The sequence below is a fragment of the Nitrospirota bacterium genome (assembly GCA_030645475.1).
In the GTDB taxonomy this organism is placed as follows: Bacteria; Nitrospirota; Nitrospiria; order Nitrospirales; family Nitrospiraceae; genus Palsa-1315.
This window is the reverse complement of sequence record JAUSMA010000058.1, coordinates 50,483-72,104: the sequence shown is the minus strand read 5'-3', so window position 1 is coordinate 72,104 and position 21,622 is coordinate 50,483. Positions and strand designations below refer to the sequence as shown.

At 57.2% G+C, this 21,622-nt stretch carries 25 protein-coding genes; 14 read left to right on the top strand and 11 right to left on the bottom strand.

Annotated features, from left to right (window positions below; genetic code table 11):
- Positions 1-30: 30 nt before the first annotated feature.
- Positions 31-792 (bottom strand): DUF3365 domain-containing protein, encoded by a 762-nt coding sequence (locus Q7U76_10190; GenBank protein ID MDO8356746.1) that lies wholly within the window; start codon positions 790-792, stop codon positions 31-33.
- A 330-nt stretch (positions 793-1,122) separates the two neighbouring features.
- Between Q7U76_10190 and ada the strand changes: the two genes are divergently transcribed.
- Positions 1,123-2,157, top strand: a complete 1,035-nt coding sequence (gene ada / locus Q7U76_10185) for a bifunctional DNA-binding transcriptional regulator/O6-methylguanine-DNA methyltransferase Ada (protein ID MDO8356745.1) — start codon at positions 1,123-1,125, stop codon at positions 2,155-2,157.
- Positions 2,158-2,187: 30 nt separating this feature from the next.
- On the opposite strand, the gene Q7U76_10180 is transcribed toward ada, so the two are convergent.
- Entirely contained in the window at positions 2,188-2,679 is a 492-nt protein-coding gene (locus Q7U76_10180; GenBank protein ID MDO8356744.1) for a hypothetical protein, read from the bottom strand.
- Positions 2,680-2,935: 256 nt separating this feature from the next.
- Here Q7U76_10180 and Q7U76_10175 point away from each other — a divergent pair, with 256 nt between their 5' ends.
- The 7 genes from Q7U76_10175 to Q7U76_10145 all read left to right on the top strand — a co-directional run bounded on the left by Q7U76_10175 (position 2,936) and on the right by Q7U76_10145 (position 8,343).
- Positions 2,936-3,604, top strand: coding sequence for a hypothetical protein (locus Q7U76_10175; protein MDO8356743.1), 669 nt, complete (start codon positions 2,936-2,938; stop codon positions 3,602-3,604).
- A 127-nt stretch (positions 3,605-3,731) separates the two neighbouring features.
- On the top strand, positions 3,732-4,481 hold the full coding sequence (locus Q7U76_10170; protein ID MDO8356742.1) for a hypothetical protein: 750 nt from the start codon (positions 3,732-3,734) through the stop codon (positions 4,479-4,481).
- Between the two features lie 14 nt (positions 4,482-4,495).
- Positions 4,496-5,473, top strand: coding sequence for a hypothetical protein (locus Q7U76_10165; GenBank protein MDO8356741.1), 978 nt, complete (start codon positions 4,496-4,498; stop codon positions 5,471-5,473).
- 256 nt (positions 5,474-5,729) lie between these two features.
- Entirely contained in the window at positions 5,730-6,095 is a 366-nt protein-coding gene (locus tag Q7U76_10160; protein ID MDO8356740.1) for a hypothetical protein, read from the top strand.
- Positions 6,096-6,353: 258 nt separating this feature from the next.
- Positions 6,354-6,614, top strand: coding sequence for a hypothetical protein (locus Q7U76_10155; protein ID MDO8356739.1), 261 nt, complete (start codon positions 6,354-6,356; stop codon positions 6,612-6,614).
- A 296-nt stretch (positions 6,615-6,910) separates the two neighbouring features.
- On the top strand, positions 6,911-7,444 hold the full coding sequence (locus Q7U76_10150) for a lipocalin family protein (protein MDO8356738.1): 534 nt from the start codon (positions 6,911-6,913) through the stop codon (positions 7,442-7,444).
- A 59-nt stretch (positions 7,445-7,503) separates the two neighbouring features.
- A complete protein-coding gene (locus Q7U76_10145) occupies positions 7,504-8,343 on the top strand; it encodes an aldo/keto reductase (protein ID MDO8356737.1) in 840 nt (279 codons plus the stop codon).
- A 9-nt stretch (positions 8,344-8,352) separates the two neighbouring features.
- Here the strand turns inward: Q7U76_10145 and Q7U76_10140 are convergent, their stop codons facing one another.
- From Q7U76_10140 to Q7U76_10130, 3 genes are all read right to left on the bottom strand, one after another.
- Positions 8,353-10,083, bottom strand: coding sequence for an ABC transporter ATP-binding protein (locus tag Q7U76_10140; protein MDO8356736.1), 1,731 nt, complete (start codon positions 10,081-10,083; stop codon positions 8,353-8,355).
- Positions 10,084-10,171: 88 nt separating this feature from the next.
- Positions 10,172-10,390 carry a hypothetical protein gene (locus Q7U76_10135; GenBank protein MDO8356735.1) on the bottom strand — a complete coding sequence of 73 codons (219 nt, stop codon included), beginning with the start codon at positions 10,388-10,390 and terminating at the stop codon, positions 10,172-10,174.
- Between the two features lie 29 nt (positions 10,391-10,419).
- Positions 10,420-10,515: an AURKAIP1/COX24 domain-containing protein gene (locus Q7U76_10130; protein MDO8356734.1), complete on the bottom strand. Its 96-nt coding sequence runs from the start codon at positions 10,513-10,515 to the stop codon at positions 10,420-10,422.
- A 142-nt stretch (positions 10,516-10,657) separates the two neighbouring features.
- Between Q7U76_10130 and Q7U76_10125 the strand changes: the two genes are divergently transcribed.
- The gene (locus Q7U76_10125; protein MDO8356733.1) at positions 10,658-11,167 is read left to right on the top strand and encodes a hypothetical protein; all 510 of its coding nucleotides are present in this window, start codon (positions 10,658-10,660) and stop codon (positions 11,165-11,167) included.
- A 3-nt stretch (positions 11,168-11,170) separates the two neighbouring features.
- Positions 11,171-12,817 carry an L-aspartate oxidase gene (gene nadB / locus Q7U76_10120; GenBank protein ID MDO8356732.1) on the top strand — a complete coding sequence of 549 codons (1,647 nt, stop codon included), beginning with the start codon at positions 11,171-11,173 and terminating at the stop codon, positions 12,815-12,817.
- On the opposite strand, the gene Q7U76_10115 is transcribed toward nadB, so the two are convergent.
- The 3 genes from Q7U76_10115 to Q7U76_10105 all read right to left on the bottom strand — a co-directional run bounded on the left by Q7U76_10115 (position 12,750) and on the right by Q7U76_10105 (position 15,945).
- Complete coding sequence (locus Q7U76_10115; protein MDO8356731.1) at positions 12,750-13,469, bottom strand: lytic transglycosylase domain-containing protein; 720 nt, start codon at positions 13,467-13,469, stop codon at positions 12,750-12,752. The genes nadB and Q7U76_10115 overlap by 68 nt on opposite strands.
- A 113-nt stretch (positions 13,470-13,582) precedes the next feature.
- Positions 13,583-14,458 (bottom strand): aminotransferase class IV, encoded by an 876-nt coding sequence (locus Q7U76_10110; protein MDO8356730.1) that lies wholly within the window; start codon positions 14,456-14,458, stop codon positions 13,583-13,585.
- A gap of 2 nt (positions 14,459-14,460) precedes the next feature.
- Positions 14,461-15,945, bottom strand: coding sequence for an anthranilate synthase component I family protein (locus Q7U76_10105; protein ID MDO8356729.1), 1,485 nt, complete (start codon positions 15,943-15,945; stop codon positions 14,461-14,463).
- 180 nt (positions 15,946-16,125) lie between these two features.
- Here Q7U76_10105 and Q7U76_10100 point away from each other — a divergent pair, with 180 nt between their 5' ends.
- The 4 genes from Q7U76_10100 to atpF all read left to right on the top strand — a co-directional run bounded on the left by Q7U76_10100 (position 16,126) and on the right by atpF (position 17,991).
- Positions 16,126-16,347: an AtpZ/AtpI family protein gene (locus Q7U76_10100; protein MDO8356728.1), complete on the top strand. Its 222-nt coding sequence runs from the start codon at positions 16,126-16,128 to the stop codon at positions 16,345-16,347.
- Positions 16,348-16,378: 31 nt separating this feature from the next.
- Entirely contained in the window at positions 16,379-17,128 is a 750-nt protein-coding gene (locus Q7U76_10095; GenBank protein MDO8356727.1) for a F0F1 ATP synthase subunit A, read from the top strand.
- Positions 17,129-17,164: 36 nt separating this feature from the next.
- The gene (gene atpE, locus Q7U76_10090) at positions 17,165-17,395 is read left to right on the top strand and encodes an ATP synthase F0 subunit C (GenBank protein ID MDO8356726.1); all 231 of its coding nucleotides are present in this window, start codon (positions 17,165-17,167) and stop codon (positions 17,393-17,395) included.
- Positions 17,396-17,484: 89 nt separating this feature from the next.
- A complete protein-coding gene (gene atpF / locus Q7U76_10085; protein ID MDO8356725.1) occupies positions 17,485-17,991 on the top strand; it encodes a F0F1 ATP synthase subunit B in 507 nt (168 codons plus the stop codon).
- Between the two features lie 18 nt (positions 17,992-18,009).
- On the opposite strand, the gene larE is transcribed toward atpF, so the two are convergent.
- From larE to Q7U76_10070, 3 genes are read right to left on the bottom strand one after another with little or no spacing between them, the layout of a single operon-like run.
- Positions 18,010-18,819, bottom strand: a complete 810-nt coding sequence (gene larE, locus Q7U76_10080) for an ATP-dependent sacrificial sulfur transferase LarE (GenBank protein ID MDO8356724.1) — start codon at positions 18,817-18,819, stop codon at positions 18,010-18,012.
- A gap of 34 nt (positions 18,820-18,853) precedes the next feature.
- Positions 18,854-20,224, bottom strand: coding sequence for a pitrilysin family protein (locus Q7U76_10075; protein ID MDO8356723.1), 1,371 nt, complete (start codon positions 20,222-20,224; stop codon positions 18,854-18,856).
- On the bottom strand, positions 20,225-21,586 hold the full coding sequence (locus tag Q7U76_10070) for a pitrilysin family protein (GenBank protein MDO8356722.1): 1,362 nt from the start codon (positions 21,584-21,586) through the stop codon (positions 20,225-20,227).
- Positions 21,587-21,622: the final 36 nt, after the last annotated feature.

Genomic DNA, 21,622 nt, shown 5'->3' with positions numbered 1-21,622 from the left:
ACATCTGACCAACGAGTCGTACTACGCCAATTACTTGATCGGGAGCTTTACGCTGATTGCGCCTCCGAGATCCCCTTCGTTGGCGCCCTCTTTCTTATAGCCGGAGATATCCGTTTCGCCCTTCGGTCCCCCGTGACAACCCATGCAGCCTTTTCCATAATAGAGCGGCAACATGACCCGCACGGCTTTCCCGCCCTCGACGGTTTCGCTCATGGCTTTGTCGCCCTGTCGGGGATAGGAGGCATCGGCGAGTTTTGCAAGGAGGCCAGCCTCAAACCCGTCTGCTTTGTTCTTGGGATTCCGCAACAGGCCATCTTGCGTCGTTTGTTTGAGATACACCCCTGTCTTGGTGCTGAACTCCGCTGCGGCCTGTGTGCCGAAGTGTGCCGGAGTGAAACCTTTATAGCCGACTCCTGATTTATTGATGCTCGCCTGATTGTCCGCCACCGTCTTTTTTGACGCTGCCACAAGTTGTGGCAACAGGCTCTTCGCGGTTTCCGGCACAGCCGCCGCCTTGAGATTGGCCAAATCGATACCAGATCGTCCTTTAAACTTCTCGGTCAACTGTGCTTCGAACAGGTCCGGCGTAAAGCCCTTGTCTCCCTTGGCCGCATCATTGATGAGCGGCTGGTTGGCGCCGACCGTTCCCCGACCGGCATCCAACAGAATTGCCAACAGACGTCCGGTTTCGATGACATCTGGATTGGCCGACGCGGGAATCGGCGTGAGACCGATTCCTAATGTGAGCAGGCCTAACGCAAAAACGAGAGTCCTCTTTTTTGCCATGTTCATGAAACCTCCTTTTTAGGCACGTGGTGCAAGGGCTCGCCAGCAGTACATCGCTCCTGGAAGAGCCCGAGATGACGTGACTATGGACTTTTCGTGTCACTCGCGCCAGTTCTATATTTTCACGCTCTAGGTCCATAGGATTGCAACGAGTGGATTCTGTGTTTGCAATCCAAGATCGGGGATGGAAGGGGCAGGGCCCGATCCCGATTCATTGCGCACAGCGATCCCATCGCGGACCATCATCCTCGGAGTTTGACCGCAACAATCGGATAGTGCCTCGACCCGCTTCGGCGGTATCATGCTGTAACGAGAGGGGGGCTGATGGTGTCAGTCATGGCAGATGATGCGTGGGAGGCCGTGCTGACGCGCGATCGCCGCTGCGATGGCCGGTTCGTCTACGCCGTGTCCTCAACGAACGTCTATTGCCGCCCCTCTTGTCCCTCTCGCCGCCCGACTCGCAATCATGTGACGTTTTTCGATTCGCCACCCCAGGCGGAAGCGGCAGGCTATCGCGCCTGTCTGCGCTGCCGGCCGCAGTCGCCTCATGGTTCCGACGCAGAACAGCGGGTTGAACGTGCGCGATGTTATTTGGATGACCACTGTGATGAACCTGTTACGCTCCGACAGTTGGCCAGGGAGGTCGGCATGAGCCCGTTTCATCTGCAGCGCACCTTCACGCAATTGGTCGGACTGTCGCCAAAAGCGTACCGGGACACCCGGAGGATGGTGCGGTTTACGTCAGCATTGAAGCGAGGCGAGACCGTGACGAATGCGACCTACGAAGCCGGCTTCGGTTCCAGCAGCAGCCTGTATGTACGAGCGCATAGGGAACTCGGGATGACGCCCTCTGCATTTCGTTCCGGCGGGGTGGGCATCACGCTGCGCTATACGACTGTGCCGACGGCCATCGGCCGTATGCTGGTGGCGGTGACAGAACGGGGTATTGCCGCCGTATGTCTCGGAGACACAGTCGGCGCATTGGTGGCGTCACTTCGGCACGATTACCCGAAGGCGATACTTCGCCGAGCCGGCATCGGGTTGAAGGAGCAGGTCCGAGTCCTTCTGCAGTATGTCACGGGCGAAAGAGCCGCCGCGCTTCTCTCTCTGGATGTGAAGGCTACCCTGTTTCAACGTAAAGTGTGGCAGGCATTGCAACAGATTCCTCGTGGTCAGACCAGGTCCTACCGGGAGATCGCAGAAATGATCGGACAACCGACGGCAGCCCGTGCCGTGGCGAGAGCCTGTGCGACGAACCCCATCGCGGTAGTGATCCCTTGTCATCGAGTCGTTCGAGGAGATGGGCAGCTTGCAGGCTATCGCTGGGGCCTTGAGCGGAAGAAACGGCTTCTTGCGCTGGAGCGAACGTGAGCTGGAGCGTCGGATGCCGGGATCGCTGTCTTAGCGCAGGTCTGTCGGGGTCTCTTCAAACCGGATAGCGATGCCTGAGAGGGCCTGTTCAATGCGCGGCTGATCCGTGGCGCCTTGGGTCAGAATGTAGGGGTTGGAGCTGTAGGGTGTGTACCATCCGTATCCGTAGAGTCCAAACGCCGCTCCTGATGGGCTCAGCAATCCCGCCTCATAGTAAGGGCTTCCGACCTGAGACATCAGGACCATCGGCACATCCGGGACAATCGCATCGGCCCCCAACGCGCGGGCACGATCCTGCATCGTGTGCCGGAGTGTCTCTAGACTATAGTTTGAGCTTCGTACGGTAATCCGTGCCACTTCTACGTGGGGTCGTGTCGGTTCCGCCGTGAGCCACTCGACAGATGCGGTCGCGTTTTTCGGAGGATAGGTCGTGTCCGTCAAATATTCGATGCGGGTGCCGACGCATCCGGTGAGAGAGGCCATGACGGCCAGGGTCAGCAGGGTTCGTCCGAGGGGCTTCATAGAGGACCTCTCAACATGGTGTTGAGTCCACTGTACTGCGACGTCTGTGAGAACCCTATTCCTCGTTGGAGGGGGGAGTCAAGAACCAGGGAGCATGAATCCTCTCATTGCGCCCCGCGGTATTCCGTATCTTCCGCTTGACGTCTTCCGTCTCAGGGGTCTTAGATTGCACCGCATAGGGGAAGCTTGATACACAATAGGGGTTCTATCGTCTAACGCTTCGCGCTGTATCGTTGTACCAGGAGGACTCGCACCCATGTTTCACATCGTTGCAGGATTGACTCGACTCACGACTGTTCGGCAGGTGCTTACGGGCACGTTGCTGGGCCTCTTCCTGATGAGCCTTCTGCCGGCTTCGCTCCATGCGGCGCGTGGAGGAGGGAAGACGGAGGTCTTGCCTGTGCAAACCGCTGCACCGGCCGCTGTCTTTATCGAGACGACTGGTAGCGAAATGGAGTTACGGCGGCAAATGCGGGTCAAAAACGGAGTGTCTGAGCTGACGACTCCTGTTCCGGGTGGCCGTTTCTCCGTCGCGCCAACGGGGAGCTACGGGTTTATTATTCCCAGGCTCCTGGGGTTGGCGTTGGTCACGCAGAGTCCGGATCTTCCGTTGGAGCAGATGTCGCCTGCCGCCAATGCCTACGAGATCCATAAGCTCGCCGACGGGAGCGGGATGCTGGTGGGGTTTGTGGAGGCCGACCTCAAGCCTCTGTTGACGCCGAGTCTGCGGCCGAAGAATATCCGGCTTAAGCTCTATTCCAACCCTACGGATAAGGCTTCGCATATCGTTGCGGTGCCCTTGGTGAAGCTGGTCGTCGACCAGATGCCGCTCAAGCTCGATGCCAAGAAGCCGGACGGTGCGGTCGTGTTCGATATGGATTTGCAAGGCACCGCGAATCGGAAGTCGGTGCCAGGGGCACAGTAGCCCCATTCCCATGGCCTGTAGGCCATCATCCCTGGCTGAACCTTGTCCGTAATTGACTCGACTGGTGTGACTCGTTAGCGTTCCATTGATCAGAAGTCCAGACCGTTACTAAAGGAGGAGATAGACCATGAATATGACGCTCTTGCGATCTGTCGGTATGGCGTTGTCGGTGGTGTTGGTGCCCTTGACGGTCAGTGCGGCGTCTCTACCGGATTCACGGGCGGACTATTCGGCCGATAGCACCATGGAGGCGGATGGGGGCATGACGATGAAGTCCCGTGTCTACCATACGTCTGGCAAGGAGCGCATGGAGATGGGCGGGGCAGGCGGCAGTGTCACCATCATCCGCAAGGACAAGAAGGTGATGTGGCAACTGATGGGGGATATGTATATGGAGATGCCCCTGGATCAGTCGAATGCGTCCGATCTCAGCGCTATGGATGTGGAACAGACTGCCGTCGGGGAAGAAACGATCAACGGGATCAAGACCACCAAATCCAAGGTCATTGCGACGAAGAAGGACGGGTCGAAGTTCGGCGGATTCTTTTGGACGACCAAGGAGGGTATCACGGTGAAGATGGATCTCCTGTCTAAGGAGGGTGACAAGAAAATGCGCATGGCGAGCGAGTTGACCAACCTGAAGATCGAGAAGCAGGATCCGGCGCTGTTCGAGATTCCTGCCGGCTATACCAAGAACGACATGGGAGCCATGATGGGGCAGGGCGGCATGCCGAACATGCGCGATATGATGAAGAGCGCGGAGCAGGAGCCGGCGAAAGACCAAGGGCGGAGCAGAGAGAAAGCCAAGAGCAAGAGCGCGGAAAGCGATGAAATCATCGATATGAACAAGATGCTGAAGGGCCTGTTGGGACGATAACGGAGGATCGCACGATGATGATGCTCAGACTGTTCTGCGGTGCGTTGCTGTTTCTCGCGCTGACGGCTCCCTCCGTCCGCGCGGACGATATCTGTTTGGGCGATGACGAAGAGAAGGCTGCCAAGGCTCAGGTTGCCGCCCTGAATAAAGTTGAAAAATCGGGCCCACCGGCTGAACTGTTTGTGGCGTATCAGGCTCTTGCGAGCAACGACTGTATCGACCGATACGATAAGAATGCGATGGGCAGAGCCAAGGTGAACCTTCCGAAACTCGGTCGGGATTTGGCCAAGGCGGCCGAAGCGAAGGGGATCTTGTATTCCAGTGAGCCGGTGCGGGCCGATGGGCGGACGTCGGCCTTCCGGTACTTTGAGGCCATGGGAGAATACAACGAGGCCAACCGGGTGATGCTGAAAGCCGCGCAGGTCAAACCGGACGATCTGGCGCTATTCAAGGCTGCATGGAATGTGGACAATGGCCGCTATGGTCCCCGTGATCCCAAGTCGGGCGAGCGACAACCCTATGTCTTGCCTCCAGTGTATCGTCAGGAGCTTGAGAAAATTGCTTCGGTCAACGCGGACCGGTTCATGAAGGCCGAGGAAAAGGATGCCCAGGGCCTGTCCGGTGGGGCAGCGGAGGTCGCGAAAGCGGCCATGGGCTCGCTTGTGAATTTGAGGAAGGCCGCGGACTGGATGAGGTTTTTGCCGAACGGCGACAAGCCGTCCAAGGTCAGGGCCGAGCAACGAGGGGATACCGTCATGGCGCGGCCTGACCCGATGTTCACCCAGATGAACGCCAAGATGTATTACGACTTTGCGGACTCTGTGAAGGCGAAGGAGAAGGCCGCACAGCTCGACAAGAAGATGGACGCGTCGGGGCGTGCAGCGGAGAAGTCAGGCGAAAAGCTGAAAAGCTCAATTACGCAACAGAGCGAAACGGATCAGAAGAAGTTCAAGGATAAGAAAGCCGATCTCGAGAAGGAGCTCGGTTTCTGACCACTTGCGGTCCCGTGCATTTCCGGTTCCCTGGTCTCGGCCGCTTGCAGGGCCGACTCCCGCCCACTTGACTCTGCTTCAATCGGGGGTGAAGCTATAAGCTATCCCGGAGGTGAATGATGGCACCGGGGTCGCCGTTTCAGTTGTTGTTCGCTCTTCCGCACCTCTCTCTCCCTGCTGAGTTCTTGCGCCCTCGCCGGTCCAACGACTGCGAGGGCGTTGCTGTTTCTTCCTCTCTCACCAAGGAGGTTGCATCATGAAGACCTCTCTCACCATATTTGCCGTGTTCATCGTCGTGCTGTTGGGGGTTTCTCTGGCCCTGGCCAATCCGACCATGCTGCCGAAGCATCCGGGCTATCCCATGGGCAAGGCGGTCGATCCCGTGAGCGGACAGGCGCTCGCGAACGATCCTGGGCAGACCAATGCGACGGGTGAAAAATCGTTGGCCCAAGCCGCGGCATTCGACGATGTCCATGTCCAGCAGAGTCTGTCGATTAATCAAAATGACCAACGGTTGTTGGAGAAGCCCGGCGCGGGTTTGTTGCCCAAAGTTCAGGGGCCGAATATCACGATCGACCCGCCGGTGAAGGAAGGCACGAAGGTCAATGCTTCGCCGCAGTGAGGGAGCGTGACGAAGCGATGAATAGTCTGGCCGGATCCTGGCTGCTCAGCCATCCAGGGTCCGGCCGCCATCGTATGTCGGGCCAGGTACCATCGATAATAATACAGTGGCGTGCGCTATTCGATGTTCACACCATAAGATCATTCTTTCGCAGCCTTCCGCAGGATGACACCAGTCCAGGCTTGTTCTTCTCCAGCAGCCGGAGTAGGATCGCTCCAGTTCTGGCTCAATGGTCTTTATTCAAAGGGGGATCGCACCATGGCAGATCGGTCAGTGAGCGTATTTGGGTTTATCGCCCTCTTGGGGGTGATGATTGGCGGTTGTGCGAGTGAGGGGACGACGGGATCGCCAAGTGCCGGGTCTGCCTATGTCCCGCCTCAGGGCATCAACCGCATATCTTCGGGATCTGTGGAAGATACGTTAGAGGCTTGTAAGGCTCGTATCCCCAAGGACGCCAGCGCAGGTCAGAAGATGTTGGCGGAAGAAAGCTGCAACCGTGATCAGGCCACTCGACGATAAGTCAGTTCAGTCTTTGTGTCTGGGAGACGGCTGGACGGTCGTCTCCCAGGGCGCGACCTCGCTGGAAGCTCAAAAGATTTGATACATGTTCCGGTGTTCCTCTTTTCCCCCTTGTCTCCGTCATGCCATTGATTTCTTATCCCGATCCTCTTGCTCCTATTCTTTATCGCTGGCGGGATGGCCCTGCAAAAATGAAAGACGGGAACGTGATGGTGCATGAGATGCTGCTGCCGATAAGGACGTTTTTCCTAGGTTGTCGCGCCAACCGTTCTAGTTTTGCGAGACACCATCTCGCGATGACGGTCTTGTTCCTCATGCTGGGGGCCTGTACGGGAGTGAATGTGAACGGTGATCTGCCGACGGTCGCGTCAGTGGACCTCTCTCGCTATGCGGGCACATGGTATGAAATTGCGCGGCTTCCGATGTGGTTTCAGCGGCATTGCGTCGCTTCTCAGGCGATCTATTCCATTCGTCCGGATGGGGCAGTCGGTGTGCATAATGAATGTGTGACGGATACCGGCGGGATCGAGCAGGCAGAGGGGGTCGCGACGGTGGTTGATGGCAAGACGAATGCGCGACTCACGGTGGTATTCGACAACTGGTTCGCACGGCTGTTTGGTTCATCCCGTGACGGGAACTATTGGATTCTGGATCTTGATGCGGAGTATAGGACTGCGATAGTGGGGACTCCAGATCGTCAGTTTCTCTGGATTCTGTCCCGGACCCCTCAGCTGGATGAGCCGACCTATCGTGGCCTGGTAGAGCGGGCGCGGCAGTTGGGGTATCCGGTGTCGGATCTCATCACAGCTCGTCGTCCCGCTTCTTCGTGACGGCTTGAAATCATCAATCTGGCAGGCATCAGGCGCCTGGTCATCATGGAGAATCGCGTATGTCTTTGACTACCTATAATAACGTGTCGGTTCCTTCGTTCATGTATGGCACCGCGTGGAAAAAAGAGGCCACGACGCAATTGGTGCAGGTCGCCGTGGCGGCTGGCTTCACGGCCATCGACACAGCCAATCAACTGATTCATTATCAGGAGGCTTTGGTGGGAGAGGCCTTGCTGGTCCTCGCGCAGCAAGGGGTTCCTCGAGACCGTCTCTTTCTCCAGACCAAGTTTACCTCGACGAATGGTCAGGATCATCGGACTCCCTACGATGCCTCGGCCGATCTCACGACTCAAGTGATTCAGTCTTTCGACAGCTCGTTGGCCCATCTACACACCGACTATCTCGACTCCTATGTCTTGCATGGGCCCTATCAGCGGCAGGGCTTGGGCGCGGCGGACCGTGAGGTTTGGGCTGCCATCGAAGGGCTCTATCGGTCGGGGAAAACGAAAATGATCGGCATCAGCAATGTCACGGCGGAGCAACTCACTCAGCTCTGTGCCGAGGCGGCCGTGAAACCGATGATGGTGCAGAACCGCTGTTATGCCGCACTCGGATGGGATAAAGCGGTACGGGAGATTTGCCGGGCCCACGGCATCATCTATCAAGGATTTTCGTTGTTGACCGCGAATCAGGGCATCTTTGCCGAACCAGCCATTCGGGCGATCGCCCAACGGTTAGGGGCAGGGCTGGCCCAGGTTGTCTTTCGGTTTGCGATGCAGGTCGGGATGCTTCCCTTGACCGGCACCACGAATCCGCAACATATGAAAGAAGACCTGCAAGCTGAACAGTTCACCTTGACGGACGAAGACATGCAGGTGATCGAAACGATCGGGATATAAGTTTGAGGTTTATGCAGGAAGCTCAGTAAGGCGCAGGGTGTAGAGGTACTGGTAAAGCCCTTTATGGTCGATGAGTTCGGCATGGGTACCGGTTTCAACGAGGTGGCCCTTATTGAGCACGAGGATGCGGTCGGCCCGCTGGATGGTCGTCAAGCGATGGGCGATCACAAAGGTCGTTCGGCCTTTCATGAGTTGCTCAAGCGCTTCCTGGACGAGCCTCTCCGATTCACTGTCGAGGGCGGAGGTCGCCTCATCTAACAACAAGATCCGTGGATTTTTCACAATGGCCCTGGCGATGGCGATGCGTTGCCGCTGCCCGCCTGAGACGTTGATGCCTTTTTCTCCCACGACGGTCTGGTACTGATCCGGGAAATTCATGATGAAGTCGTGGGCATGGGCCGCACGACTCGCCGCGACGACTTCTTCTTCAGTCGCCTCCCTGTTTCCGTAACGAATATTATCGAGAATCGTTCCGCCGAATAGGATCGTTTCTTGCGGAACCAGCGCGATCTGCCGATACCAGCTATCCATGGTGACTTGGCGAAGATCCTGCCCGTCGATCGTGATGCGCCCTTCCGTGGGATCGTAGAAGCGGTGGAGCAAGTTCATCACGGTCGTTTTTCCGGCGCCGGTGGGACCGACGATGGCGACGAGTTCGCCCGGCTTGGCTTCGAATGAGACATCCGTTAAGACCGGTTGCCGTGGGTCGTAGGCAAAGCCGATGTGCTCCGCCCGGATATGTCCCGAGACGGTGGACAGCGACGTGGCCGTGGGGGAGTCGCTCACTTCGGAATGGGTGTCCAGAATTTCGAATACCCGTTGTGTGGCGCCCTGCGCTTCCCGGATCTGTGCGAACACGCGGGCGGCGGAACTGAACGGACCGATCAGGATGCCGGCAAAGAGGACGAAGGCGAAGAGATCGCCGGGCGACACGGTTCCGTCGATGACTTGGAGCCCCCCGTACCACAAGACCGCAGCGGCGGCGGAGAAGGTGAGGAGGCTGATGACGGGCACAAATACCGCCATGATGTTCGCCCGTTGCATCGTCAACGACAAGGTCTGCTCGACTTGTGTGGCAAATCTGGCTTCTTCTCGTTCTGTTTGCACGAAAGACTTCACGATGCGAATGCCGGAGATCACTTCTTCGATTAAGGTACTCAAGGCCGCGGTCTGGTCTTGAATCGAGGTCGAGAGAGATTTCAGTCTGCGCCCGAAAAATTTCGCCACGAGGACGAGTAATGGAAGCAGAACCAGGATCAAGAGGCACAGCCGCCAGTTCATTATCAGTAAGAATGTGATCCCTCCGATGAAGGTCACGAGCTGTTTTGCGCTGTCGATCGGCGTTTCCGTAACGACGGATTGGATGACCGTGACGTCGTTCATGAGTCGTGAAAGGAGTTCTCCGGTACGCCGACGGGAAAAGAAGCTGACGGAGAGGGTATGCAGATGTTTAAAGAGGTGTTGGCGGAAGTTGGCGACGATGCGTTGGGAAATCCAGGCGGTCAAATAACTGTGGCCCATCGAGCAGAGGCCTTGCAGGAGGACGAGCCCGAGAAAGAGGGAGATCAGCTCCGTCATTCTGGACTGGTCGTGCTGGACGGTAATGACGTCCCATAACGTGCCGGCTAACCGTAGCAGGGCCAGATTGATCGCGGCGACCACCATGACCAGCAGGCCTGCGAGCGCCATACGGGACAGATAGGGCTTCAGGAACGGGAGAAATCGTGAGAAGGTGGACATGTTGAGGGACGATTGTAGAGGGGCAGCTGCGAATCACTCATGAAAGAACGGCAGAGGTGGCGTCTCAAGTTCCTGGTAGAACCGATCGCTACAGCTGAGCGATCGACTCAATCAGGTTTTTATTGACGGCCACGAACTCCGAGCGATCCTTATCATCGATCACCACGTCGGTGAGGCTGATAAAGAGGCGTTGTTCTTCGTTGATCGCATCGGACACACGATGTCTCATGGGAGGAATGAGGAAGTCGCCAACGTAGACACAGTTCACAGTCCGGACGCGGATGCGAACCTTCTTGCCTTCGGGCACCGACCCCTCCTCCCCGTTCTCGGGTGAGCCTAGCTCTTACGACGTTCGAATTTTTGACGCCGGCGAAGCTTCTTGTACTTGTGCTTGCGCATTTTCTTACGGCGTTTTTTCAAAACACTGGACATGCGTTCTCTCCTGCGAAGGGGGGAGTGTAGAAGTTTCCGTCTCAAATTGCAAGGCCATGAGCGGATTTAATTGATCATGATCGCGGCGGAGGCAGTGTGGGGGCCGCTTGACCTGCCTGATACCCATTCCTATACTGCAGGCATGATGTACCCACACAAATTTTCATTGCTCCCCGTATTGCTCTTAATCGGTTCGATCGTCTTGGTTGGTATAGGCTGCAGCGGCAAGACCATTCAATATCCGGAGGATCACGAACGGTATCTCCTGATCGATCGGGCGGTGGAATCGCTTCGCCAAGCCTATGTGAAGAAAGATGCGTCTGAACTGGCTGCAGTCATGATGCCGCTTGAACAGCTCGAGCGGTTGCAGGAAGAGGCTCGAGGTGATTTCGAGACGTATAGTGCCATGACGTTGGATTTCTCGCTCGAACGCATCATGATTGAAGGGGACGACATCGATGTCTTCGTGCATTGGCAGGGTCTGTGGAAGAAAGATACGGACGATCCGGGCCTCCGGCAGCGAGGCCATACGCGATTGCAGTGGGTCGGGACGAAGTCGGTTCTGCTACGCGGGGTTCAAGGCGATTCTCCCTTCGGGATGAAAGCTCGACAGGCTACGACCGATTCCACTCATACTCCCAAGAAGAAATAATCTATGACATCTCGTCGATCGCGTGCGCCAGTGGAGGCCGATTTCCTGGTTATCGGGAGCGGTGTGGCCGGTCTCCGCGCGGCATTGGAGCTCAGCCGTTCCGGCCGTGTCATGGTGCTGACAAAAGGCCATCCGCTTCAGAGCAGTTCGATTCATGCACAGGGCGGGGTGGCTGTGGCGATGAGCGAAGAGGACGATGTGGCGATCCATTTGACCGACACGCTCAAAGCAGGGCATGGGCTCTGCCGAAAAGAAGCGGTGCGGGTTCTCGTCGAAGAAGGGCCTGCGCGGATTCAAGAGTTGATCGGGTGGGGGGCTAAGTTCGACAAAGTGGGCGGGAAGTTCGCCTTCGCTCGAGAAGCAGCTCACAGCCGAAGCCGCATTCTGCGTGCGCGGGGAGATGCGACAGGGAATGAGATGGTGCGCGTGTTGATTGCCGAGGTGAATAGGCAGAAGCATATACAGCGGTTGGACCATCACTTTACCGTGGATCTCGTGGTCGACGCCGGACGTTGTTGCGGGGCAGTGGTGTTGGATGAAGGGTCTGGCCGTCAGTTTGTGCTGCCGGCACGTGCGATTGTGTTAACCACCGGCGGGGCCGGGCAGATCTATGCGCGAACGACTAATCCTGCCAATGCCACCGGTGATGGCATGGCCATGGCTTTACGTGCTGGCGCGGTGCTGCAGGATATGGAATTCGTACAATTCCATCCCACTGCATTGTATTTGCCGTCGAGCCCGCCATTTTTGCTGTCGGAAGCGATGCGCGGCGAGGGCGCGCAGCTGCGTAATAATAAGGGGGCGCTGTTCATGCAGCGTTATCACCCGATGGGGGCGTTAGCGCCGAGAGATATCGTATCGCGGGCGATCTTGGCGGAGATGGCCGCGACGAAAGCGCGCCATGTCTATCTTGATGTCACCCACTTGGGTGCAGAGTTCGTGAAGCGGCGTTTCCCGACGATCTATGCGACCTGTCTGCGCTACGATATCGATATTACGGAGGAATGGATCCCGGTATCTCCCAGCGCCCACTATATGATGGGCGGGGTCTGGACCGATCTGAACGGTGCGACAACGGTTCCGGGGCTCTTCGCCGCCGGGGAGGTGGCTTGTAGCGGTGTGCATGGAGCGAATCGTCTTGCGAGTAATTCCTTGCTCGAAGGATTGGTGTTTGGAGCGCGCGCGGCCACGGCAGCCGTGGCCTTTGCAGGCAGACATGATATTCCAAAACTCTCGTTTCAGGAGGCCGCGATTCGAGCGGGCCAATTTGGCACATTGGATGATGCGGAAAAGCTGCGAAGTTCATTGCGGCGAACGATGTGGGGACAGGTCGGTGTGATTCGCTCTGGCGAGTCGCTCATCCGGGCCTGTGCGCAACTGTCACGATGGGCTCAACTTGTGGCTCAGCCGTTTGCCAGCCGAGCCGCATTGGAAGTCAAGAACATGGTGCAGGTGGCGCAATGCGTCGCAGAAGCGGCGCTGTGGCGCGAGAACAGCGTCGGGGCTCATTACCGGTCAGATTGTCCGGAGGCCAAGCGGGCTGGTTGGCAGCAACACAGTCGCCTCTCGAGCGGGGAAGTAGTCAGCGGGAAGACTCTTCAGAAGAAGTCGCGGGGGCTGCTATTGTCTCTGCGGGGGCGTATCGGCTGACCGGACGTTCCATGATCACACCATCACGCACCAGAAATGTGCGGTAGTACCCGAGCACCTTCCTGACGTATCGCCGGGTTTCATCATACGGGGGAAGTGCCTGGTAGTGTTCGACGGCATGTTCTCCTGCATTGTAGGCCGCCAGGGCCAGCGGTAGATTCCCATGAAATCGGTCGAGCAACTGGCGTAAGTACTTCGTCCCTCCGCCCACATTATCATCAGGGTCATACATATCTCGCACATCCAGGCGCAGGGCGGTCTGTGGCATTAGTTGCATGAGGCCGATGGCCCCGGCACGAGACACGGCCCGTGGATCAAAATTCGACTCGGCTTTGATGACGGCTCGGATCAACGCGGGATGGAGTTGATGTTGTGAGGAGTAGCGACGGATGACTGGTTCGAGCTCTCGTTCGGACAAGATGTCGTGGAAGCGGTTGGATTTGGATTCGATCTCAATTTTCCGGTAGCGAGCATCGGAGGGGACATTGGTGAGCGAGATCGAGCCGTCGCGTCCGACATACTGATAAATTTCTGCCGTTGTAGCCGGTACGGAGCAGGTCAGCGAGCCGATTCCCGCGATGGCCGTCGTGGTGAGGCCAATAGCCGCGTGGCGTCCGAGAGATGTTATGAGTCGAGAAAATGTGTTGTGCATGGTTGCAACGATATCAGTCTGCTACTGGCTGTCAAGAAAGTGCAGATCTTGTGCCTGGAGGCGAAGCGTAAATAATGTAGGAAAACAACGGGGTCTGTGCGAGGGGCGAATGGCTATGGTTCTAAAAAACGTGCTCGGGTGGCAATAAACTGTCTGTGGAGTTGTTGGGTGAGAGGTCCTGGGGTTCCATTCCCAATCGGATGCCGGTCCACCGTCGTGACTGGCATCACCTCCATGGTTGTGTTGGTGAGAAAACACTCGTCTGCCTGGGTGAGCGTTTCGATTCCAAAATGTCCCTCGTCAATGGGGATCTGGGCTTCACGTGCGAGGCCGAGCAACATGTCGCGCGTAATGCCGTCCAGTAGGCCACAGTCGAGTGCCGGGGTGCAGAGCTGACCTGCCCGGACGAAAAAGAGATTGCTGACGGTGCACTCCGTCAAGTTTGACTCCCAATTGAGCAAAATACTGTCGAAGGCGCCGGCCGCGATGGCTTCCCGTTTGGCCAAAATATTGTTCAGAAAATTTGTGGCTTTAATCTGGGGCGAAAGCGCGCTGGGCAAGTTTCGCCTCGTTTGGGCGACGATCAGGCTCACGCCGGTTCGGTATTGTTCTGCATGGGGAGGGTGAAGCGGTTTTGTCATGATGACCACGGTGGGAGTTGAGCAGAGGGCTGGATCGAGACCGATGTCACCGGGCCCTCGTGAAATGGTGATGCGAAGGTATGCATCGGTGCGTTCATGCCCGACGTCATTCCGCGTCATGGCCTCGTGGAGGAGCGCTGGCCACTTGTGTTCAGGTATCGGAATCCTCAGGCCGATCGCGTCTGCTGAGCGGCGAAGCCGGGCCAGGTGTTGGTCCCGCATGAAGATCCGGCTCCCGTAGGAGCGAATCGTCTCATAGACGCCATCGCCGTAGAGGAAGCCATGGTCGAAGACGGAGACGACGGCCTCCTGTTCTGTCACGAACCGATCGTTCAGGTAAATCCACATGCTTAGGTCCGTTGCAATGCTGTGAAAAAGGCCTGAGCCTTCTGAATTGTTTCCTCGTATTCTTTGGCCGGATCGGAATCGGCGACAATCCCGGCGCCGACCTGCAAGTATCCCTTTCCTGCACACCATACCAAAGTTCGAATCACGATGTTCAGATCGAGATCGCCGTTCCAGCCGATGTAGCCGAAGGAGCCGGTGTAGGGGCCGCGGCGTACCGGTTCCAGCTCCTCGATAATCTCCATGCAGCGGATCTTCGGCACGCCTGTGATCGTACCCCCAGGGAACAGCGCTTGAATGAGATCGAAGGGTGTGGCGTCAGCCCGCAAGGTGCCGCTGACGTTGGACACGATGTGGCTGACATGGGAGTACTGCTCAATCGCCATGAATTCATCGACCTGTACACTGCCGAATTGGCAGACGCGTCCTAAATCGTTTCGCTCAAGATCGACGAGCATGAGATGTTCCGCCCGTTCCTTCTCATTCGCGAGTAATTCGTGAATGAGGCGTTGATCGTCACGATCGTCGTGCCCACGCGGTCTGGTTCCGGCAATCGGACGCGTGTCTGCCTGCCGGTTGTGGAGACGGACCAGCCGTTCGGGCGAGGAGCTGATCAGCGTGACGTCGTCGAAGTGTAGGAGCCCTGAGAACGGCGAGGGGTTCACAGCTTGCAGCCGTCGATAGAGTTCCTGCTCGTAGGCCTGTCGATCGGTGCCATCGTTGTAGGTGCTGAGAGGTTGCAGGGTAAATCGATGCGACAGGTTGGCCTGGTAAATATCTCCCGATGAAATATATTCTTGGCAGCGTCGAACTCGATCGAGGTAGTCGTCCCTGGTTTGGTCCGGATGAAAGGCCATCTGATTGAGTGCAGGGAGATTCGCGAAAGGAGCGGGCTGTCCACTCAATCTGACTTCCCATTCGGTCAGCCGGTCTATGCCCTCGCGATACAGCGTCTCTCGGGATTCTCCTAAAAACCGTTCCATGGGCGGACAGAAGATAATGTGCAGACGGGCAGTCTGGTGATCGACTGCGGTGACGAGGTCGTACAGACCGAACTGTAGGTAGGGGATGGGCAGATCGTCGTTGGCCATGGAGGGAAGCGTTTCAAAGTCGCGCACCAGGTCGTAGCTAAAATAGCCGACGGCTCCGCCCCAAAATGAGGGCAACCCTGGAGGAGGTGCGATCTGGGGGCCATCGAACAGTCGGCGAAGGCTGCCAAATGGGTCGTTCGATACACATTCGTGTCCCTCGCCGGTTCGAAGGTGGGCCTGCCCTTGTCGGCCGGTCAGCACCGAGAAGGGATTGCTTCCCAGGAAGGAATAATGATTTCCGCTGACTGTTCCTTTTCCGCTATCGAGCAGAAATGAGGGCTGTGAGGGCGATGCAATCAACCTGTACAGATCGAAGGCTGTCCTCCCGTGGTTCTCCAGCGTGAGGATGAGGGGCTGCGGAGGACCGATCAGGAACGATGGTTGGGAGAAACGAGTCATGGGTGACGATATATCGCTTTACAAATCGCGCGACACCCACTATACCCGACTGACCCTGCTGTGTCACAGCGCAGGGTCGGCTTGACAAATTTAGGATGATTCTGCTTGAATTGCGCGCCCGCCATCGGCAGAGTCCTTGCGTTATGAATCGCATAACGAACTCTCCTCCGTGGGTACGACATGCCCCCTTCACAAGATCCATTGTACGCGGGGCTTGGCCAAGCGGTCCGGATCGGAACCGATCTGCTCGCGTCGCTGATTGTCGGGGGAGGGTTGGGTTGGGTGGCTGATACCTACCTCTTCGGTTCCACCCCATGGGGAATGGTCGTGGGGCTCGTGCTGGGCGTCGTGGCCGGGATCAGGAATGCGTACCGGTCGGCGCAGCAGTGGCCGAAGACATAACGACGTTGTAATAGGAAAGTACGAAAGCGCTATGGAAGAAAGTCCGCTTCATCCGTTCGAGCTGCACAACTGGATACCGATCTCGCTAGGCGGATTGGATATTTCCATCAATAAAGCCGTGGTCATCATGTGGGTGGTTGTCTCCCTGGTGGCGGTGCTCATGGTCATGGCGGGATCCGCTCGCAAGCTGGTACCCGGCAAGTTACAGAGCATGGCGGAGATGATGGTGGATTTTATCCGCGGCATCATCATGGATACGATGGGTAAAGAGGGCATGCGATTCTTTCCCCTCATCGCCACCCTCTTCCTCTTCATTCTCTTCTGTAATCTCATCGGATTGATCCCCGGCAGCTACACGGTGACGAGTCAGATTGTCGTGACTGCCGTATTTGCCTGCCTGGTCTATGGGCTCAGTCTCGTCATGGGATTTTTGTTGCACGGGGTGAAGTTTCTGGGCATTCTCGTTCCGCCCGGCACGCCGGCCTGGTTGCTGCCGTTGATGATTCCGATTGAGTTGATCAGTCAATTAGCGCGGCCCATTTCGTTGGCCGTTCGGTTGTTTGCAAATATGACGGCTGGCCACGTGATTCTCGGGGTTCTGTTCGGCTTGGCCATCAGTGGCGGGTTATTGATCGGATGGTTGCCCTTTGCGTTTACGATCGCGATGAACGGGTTGGAAGTCGGTATCGCGTTCATTCAAGCCTATATTTTTACCGTGTTGACTTGCGTCTATTTGGGAGACGCATTCCACTTACACGGCCACGATGAGCACGCGCACTAGCGCGTGTTAGTTCAGACAAGGGAGGAGTAGGACACAATGGATTCAGCAGCAGCAGCATTGTTGGGCATGGGGTTGGCGGCGGCAGGGTTTGCCGGAGCCGGCGTGGGTATCGGCTACATCTTCGGGAAGATGATCGAAGCGGTGGCGCGCCAGCCGGAAGCGGAAGCCCGCGTCGGAAAGTATATGTGGATCGGGTTCGCGCTGGTGGAAGCCATCGCGCTGTACGGCCTGGTCATCGCGTTCATCATCATGGGCCTTCGCAAATAGGAGCAGGCTAAAGGCTTGAGGCAATGGGCCGGGGAAAGGACGTGAGTTCCTCTTGCCATTTGCCACGCGCCTTGTGCTTGGGTTGAACTATGCCGCAGTTTGAATCTCACTTTTTTTCTTCCCTGATTTTCTGGGAAGTCCTGTCGTTTGGGATTCTCTTTTTCGTGCTCTACAAGTTTGCCTTCCCCGGCATCTTGGGCGTGCTGGAAGAGCGGGAAAAGAAAATTAAGGACAGTCTCGATCAAGCCGAGCGTCACCGGTCAGAGGCCGAACGGAAGCTCAAGGAGTATGAGGCCAAGCTCAATACCGCGGCGAAAGAAGCAGAAGCTATTCTCGCTGCCGCGAAAGAACGGGCACAGCGGCTTATGGAAGAAAATGAGCAGCGGTTGACGACCGAAGCCGAGCGGATCAAGGGTGATGCGACGCGCGAGATCGATCATGAGCGCCGTAAGGCGATTCAGGATATTCGGGCTCAAACGACGGACTTGGCCTTGATGGTGGCAGAGAAGGTGGTGCAGCGCAGTTTGACGGATGCCGACCATCGGAAATTCGCAGACGAGGCGCTTGAGGCCCTGTCGAAATCCTACCAGCGGTAATTTTTGGATCAGGCGGGGTCAGCCTAGGCTGGTCCCGCCCGGTCTGTATCCATCCAAATCTACACAGACGAAGCGGAATCCAGCCTGGCGGAGCCTGTCGCTGATTCGTGCTCGCAGGTCCGATTGATTCAGCCTGGAGAACTCCTCCTGGCCGACTTCGATTCGCGCTACCTCGCCATGTTCTCGTACGCGCACATGGCGAAACCCCTCAGCCTGTAAGACCTCTTCAGCCTGTTCTACTCGGCGGAGTTTGTCGATCGTGATCGGGATGCCGCGCGGGATTCTAGAAGAGAGGCAGGCTGCAGCCGGCTTATCCCAATTCGAGAGTCCCAGGATCCTGGCGAGCGCCCGTATATCCGCCTTTGAGAAGGAAGCCTCGACCAGCGGGCTGCGCACCCCCCACTCGCGTGCGGCGGTGATGCCTGGCCGATCGTCTCCGAGATCGTCGAGATTCGTTCCATCCACAATCCACTTGCTCTGACGTGGTTCACGCAGTCCGTCCATCAATTGATAGAGGTCTGTTTTACAATGGAAGCAGCGGGCGGCATCGTTCTGTACGAAGGCTGGAATCTCGAGTTGATCGGTATGGACGAGCTCATGCCGAGCACCAATCTCTGAGGCCATCTGCCTCGCACCGTTGAGTTCGATCTCGGGAAATGTCGGTGAGACGGCGGTGATGCCCAGTGCGCGTGCGCCGAGCTGCTCATGGGCGATTTTCAGGACGATGGTGCTGTCGATCCCGCCGGAGTAAGCGACCAGGACGGACTGCATGTCCGAGATCACCTGGCGGAGTCTGTCGAGTTTGCCCTGGAGGGATTCGGTCGCCATGGATGCCTGACCTTTGGAGTCGATGCAGGGTCGACTAGTTTTTGACTTTGGCTTTGGCGAGGTTCCCCACCACGACTAAGGCGTAGCGCTTGGGGTCCAAATATTGTTTGGCGACGCGCTGCACGTCTTCCTTCGTGACCCGTTCTATCCACTTCGGGTAGTCCGAAAAATATTCGAATCCCAGGCCGTAGAACTCCACTTGGGCGAGCACCTGCGCAAGTTTTGCCGTGGAATCGAGCCGGAGTGGGAAGCTGCCGACCAAGAACGATTTGGCTTCAGCCAATTCCTGGTCTGATACCGGCGCGTCACGAATCGATTTGATTTCAGACAAGACCCCGGTAATGGCTTGGTTGGTCGTCTCTGTTTTAGTTTGAAGGTTGACCCAAAACGAGCCGGGCATCAGTCGGGCATCGAAGTGGCTCATGATCCCATAGGCCAGCCCCTGCTTGTCGCGAATCGAATCCATCAGGCGGGAGGAAAATCCACCGGCTCCCAGGATGTAATTCATGACCGTCACAGAATAGAAGTCCGGGTGCGCGCGCGAAAGCCCTCCATGCCCAAGTACGATGGTGGATTGGGAGAGGTCCTTCTCGATGAGTTGAACCGTTCTGCGTTCGACGGGGGATGCCTTCTTCGTATTCCGTGCCGTTACGGCCACTTTTTTCCAGGCACCCAAGTGGGTCTGGACCAATGCCGTGGCTTGTTCAAGGGTGATGTCGCCCACGACGGTTACGATAACTTGGGAAGGAGAATATTCCCGTCCATAAAAGCTCTGTACGTCGGCGAGAGTGATCTTGCTGAGCGTCTCTTCCGTGCCGGTGACGGGCCAGCGATAGGGGTGTCCGTGGAAGACCAGCTGGTTGAAGGCTTTCATGGCGATATGGCCCGGGTCGTCGTTGTCGCTGGCCATCTCGCCCAGGAGCTGGGTGCGAATCCGTTCGAACTCCTGTTTATGGAACGCGGGATGTTGCAGCATGTCGGCGAGCAGGGTAAAGCCGAGGTCGACGTCTTTCTTGAGGACGCGGGCGGAGGCGGTAGTGAAGTCCTCAGCGGCCTTGGCTTCCAGCGCTCCTCCGACAAAGTCGATTTGTTCTGCCTGCTGTTTTGACGTCCGGGTCGTCGTTCCTTCGTCCAGGAGGCTGGCGACGAGGTTTGCGAGTCCTGCTTTGTCAGGAGGGTCCTGCGCAGAGCCGGCTTTGATCAATGCATGGATCTCAACGATGGGGAGAAAATGCTGTTCCAGAACCAGCACGGTGATCCCGTTCGAGGTCACAAACTTCGTCGGGGCGATCTCGGCGGCGACGGAGACGCCCGATGCCCAGAGCATGGCGCAGCATCCCATCCCAAGAACCAGGGTTGTCTGGCGCCACAGCGCAGTCGCCCATTGTCTGATCATCGACATCATTTAGGGTCGTCCCTGTTGTGCGGCGGTGGCTGGTGCCTCTGGTTGTTTGGGCGGCACCGGAATCAACGTGCCGACGGTCCGATTATCTTCCGTCAAGTATTGGCGGGCGACACGTTGGATGTCTTTCGCCGTCACGGCCCGGATCCGTTCCACAAATTGGTCGATCTTTCGCCAGCCGGCGCCGACGGACTCCGCTTGCCCCAGCAGCATGGCATGCCGGAAGTTAGAGTCCTGTTCGAAGACATGGGTGGCTTCAACCTGGTTCTTGGCCCGTTGGAGCTCCAGTTCTGTCGGTGGATCGGTCTGGAGGCGTTTGATCTCCCGATGAAGGGCTTCTTCGACGATCTCAGGTTTCTGGCCAGGGCTCACGAGGGCGTAAAAATAGAAAAGGCCTGGATCGGTCTGGAGCAGGCTGTATTCCGCCCCGACGGCCAACGACGACTTCTGTTCGTACACGAGGCTCTGGTAGAGGCGTGAACTTTTTCCATGCGAGAGAATCGAGTCTAGAATGTCGAGGGCATAGGAGTCTTCGCTCGTAAAATTCGGCACGCGATAACCCATCATGACGAAGGGGACTTGGGCATCTCGCTTGAGCAGAAAACGGCGTTCACCTTTTTGCTCCGATTCCATCGTGGCGATGGGTTTGGGTTCCGGCCCTCGTGGAATCGGCTCGAACAGTTGCTTGATGATAGGGAACAGGTTGTCGGCCTTGATGTCGCCCACCACGACGAGGGTCGCATTGTTGGGCGAGTAGTAGGTATCGTAATGCCGCTGCAGGTCGTCCAGGGTCATCGCATCCAGATCGCCGAACCAGCCGATGACCGGCCAATGGTAGGGATGGCTGAGATAGGCCTGGGCAAAGAGCGCTTCGACGAGTGCACCTTGGGGATCGTCCTCCGAGCGAAGACGCCGTTCTTCCTTCACCACCTCCCGCTCCGTCTTCAACTCGCTCATCTCGAGTACGAGCCCCTGCATGCGATCAGCCTCAAGCTCCAGGGCCAGTTCGACGCGGTCGGCTGCGAGATTCTCGAAATAGGCGGTGAAGTCCTGGCTCGTGAAGGCGTTATCCATGCCGCCGTTCTTGCGAATGAGACGGGAGAAGGTGCCTTTCGGGTATTTGGCGGTACCCTTGAACATCATATGTTCCAGCATGTGGGAGAGGCCCGCACGGCCCATGACTTCGTTGCGTGAGCCCACTTTGTACCAGACTTGGACGGTCGCAACCGGAGCTTTGGGCACTTCGACTAAGAGGACTTTCATCCCATTGGAGAGGATGAACTCTCGAGGCTCCGTGGCGATGGCGGGCGATGTGAAGGCGAAGAGGAGACTGCTCGCGGCGATCAGCCAGAATAGTTGCATCATGTGTCGGGAATAGGGCCAGGTCATAGTTGGATGGAA

What these genes read in the sequence shown, in the direction of transcription:
- Q7U76_10190 (MDO8356746.1), bottom strand. Translation starts at nt 792, where the DNA reads ATGAACATGGCAAAAAAGAGGACTCTCGTTTTTGCGTTAGGCCTGCTC.
- ada (MDO8356745.1), top strand. Translation starts at nt 1,123, where the DNA reads ATGGCAGATGATGCGTGGGAGGCCGTGCTGACGCGCGATCGCCGCTGC.
- Q7U76_10180 (MDO8356744.1), bottom strand. Translation starts at nt 2,679, where the DNA reads ATGAAGCCCCTCGGACGAACCCTGCTGACCCTGGCCGTCATGGCCTCT.
- Q7U76_10175 (MDO8356743.1), top strand. Translation starts at nt 2,936, where the DNA reads ATGTTTCACATCGTTGCAGGATTGACTCGACTCACGACTGTTCGGCAG.
- Q7U76_10170 (MDO8356742.1), top strand. Translation starts at nt 3,732, where the DNA reads ATGAATATGACGCTCTTGCGATCTGTCGGTATGGCGTTGTCGGTGGTG.
- Q7U76_10165 (MDO8356741.1), top strand. Translation starts at nt 4,496, where the DNA reads ATGATGATGCTCAGACTGTTCTGCGGTGCGTTGCTGTTTCTCGCGCTG.
- Q7U76_10160 (MDO8356740.1), top strand. Translation starts at nt 5,730, where the DNA reads ATGAAGACCTCTCTCACCATATTTGCCGTGTTCATCGTCGTGCTGTTG.
- Q7U76_10155 (MDO8356739.1), top strand. Translation starts at nt 6,354, where the DNA reads ATGGCAGATCGGTCAGTGAGCGTATTTGGGTTTATCGCCCTCTTGGGG.
- Q7U76_10150 (MDO8356738.1), top strand. Translation starts at nt 6,911, where the DNA reads ATGACGGTCTTGTTCCTCATGCTGGGGGCCTGTACGGGAGTGAATGTG.
- Q7U76_10145 (MDO8356737.1), top strand. Translation starts at nt 7,504, where the DNA reads ATGTCTTTGACTACCTATAATAACGTGTCGGTTCCTTCGTTCATGTAT.
- Q7U76_10140 (MDO8356736.1), bottom strand. Translation starts at nt 10,083, where the DNA reads ATGTCCACCTTCTCACGATTTCTCCCGTTCCTGAAGCCCTATCTGTCC.
- Q7U76_10130 (MDO8356734.1), bottom strand. Translation starts at nt 10,515, where the DNA reads ATGTCCAGTGTTTTGAAAAAACGCCGTAAGAAAATGCGCAAGCACAAG.
- Q7U76_10125 (MDO8356733.1), top strand. Translation starts at nt 10,658, where the DNA reads ATGATGTACCCACACAAATTTTCATTGCTCCCCGTATTGCTCTTAATC.
- nadB (MDO8356732.1), top strand. Translation starts at nt 11,171, where the DNA reads ATGACATCTCGTCGATCGCGTGCGCCAGTGGAGGCCGATTTCCTGGTT.
- Q7U76_10115 (MDO8356731.1), bottom strand. Translation starts at nt 13,469, where the DNA reads ATGCACAACACATTTTCTCGACTCATAACATCTCTCGGACGCCACGCG.
- Q7U76_10110 (MDO8356730.1), bottom strand. Translation starts at nt 14,458, where the DNA reads ATGTGGATTTACCTGAACGATCGGTTCGTGACAGAACAGGAGGCCGTC.
- Q7U76_10105 (MDO8356729.1), bottom strand. Translation starts at nt 15,945, where the DNA reads ATGACTCGTTTCTCCCAACCATCGTTCCTGATCGGTCCTCCGCAGCCC.
- Q7U76_10100 (MDO8356728.1), top strand. Translation starts at nt 16,126, where the DNA reads ATGCCCCCTTCACAAGATCCATTGTACGCGGGGCTTGGCCAAGCGGTC.
- Q7U76_10095 (MDO8356727.1), top strand. Translation starts at nt 16,379, where the DNA reads ATGGAAGAAAGTCCGCTTCATCCGTTCGAGCTGCACAACTGGATACCG.
- atpE (MDO8356726.1), top strand. Translation starts at nt 17,165, where the DNA reads ATGGATTCAGCAGCAGCAGCATTGTTGGGCATGGGGTTGGCGGCGGCA.
- atpF (MDO8356725.1), top strand. Translation starts at nt 17,485, where the DNA reads ATGCCGCAGTTTGAATCTCACTTTTTTTCTTCCCTGATTTTCTGGGAA.
- larE (MDO8356724.1), bottom strand. Translation starts at nt 18,819, where the DNA reads ATGGCGACCGAATCCCTCCAGGGCAAACTCGACAGACTCCGCCAGGTG.
- Q7U76_10075 (MDO8356723.1), bottom strand. Translation starts at nt 20,224, where the DNA reads ATGATGTCGATGATCAGACAATGGGCGACTGCGCTGTGGCGCCAGACA.
- Q7U76_10070 (MDO8356722.1), bottom strand. Translation starts at nt 21,586, where the DNA reads ATGATGCAACTATTCTGGCTGATCGCCGCGAGCAGTCTCCTCTTCGCC.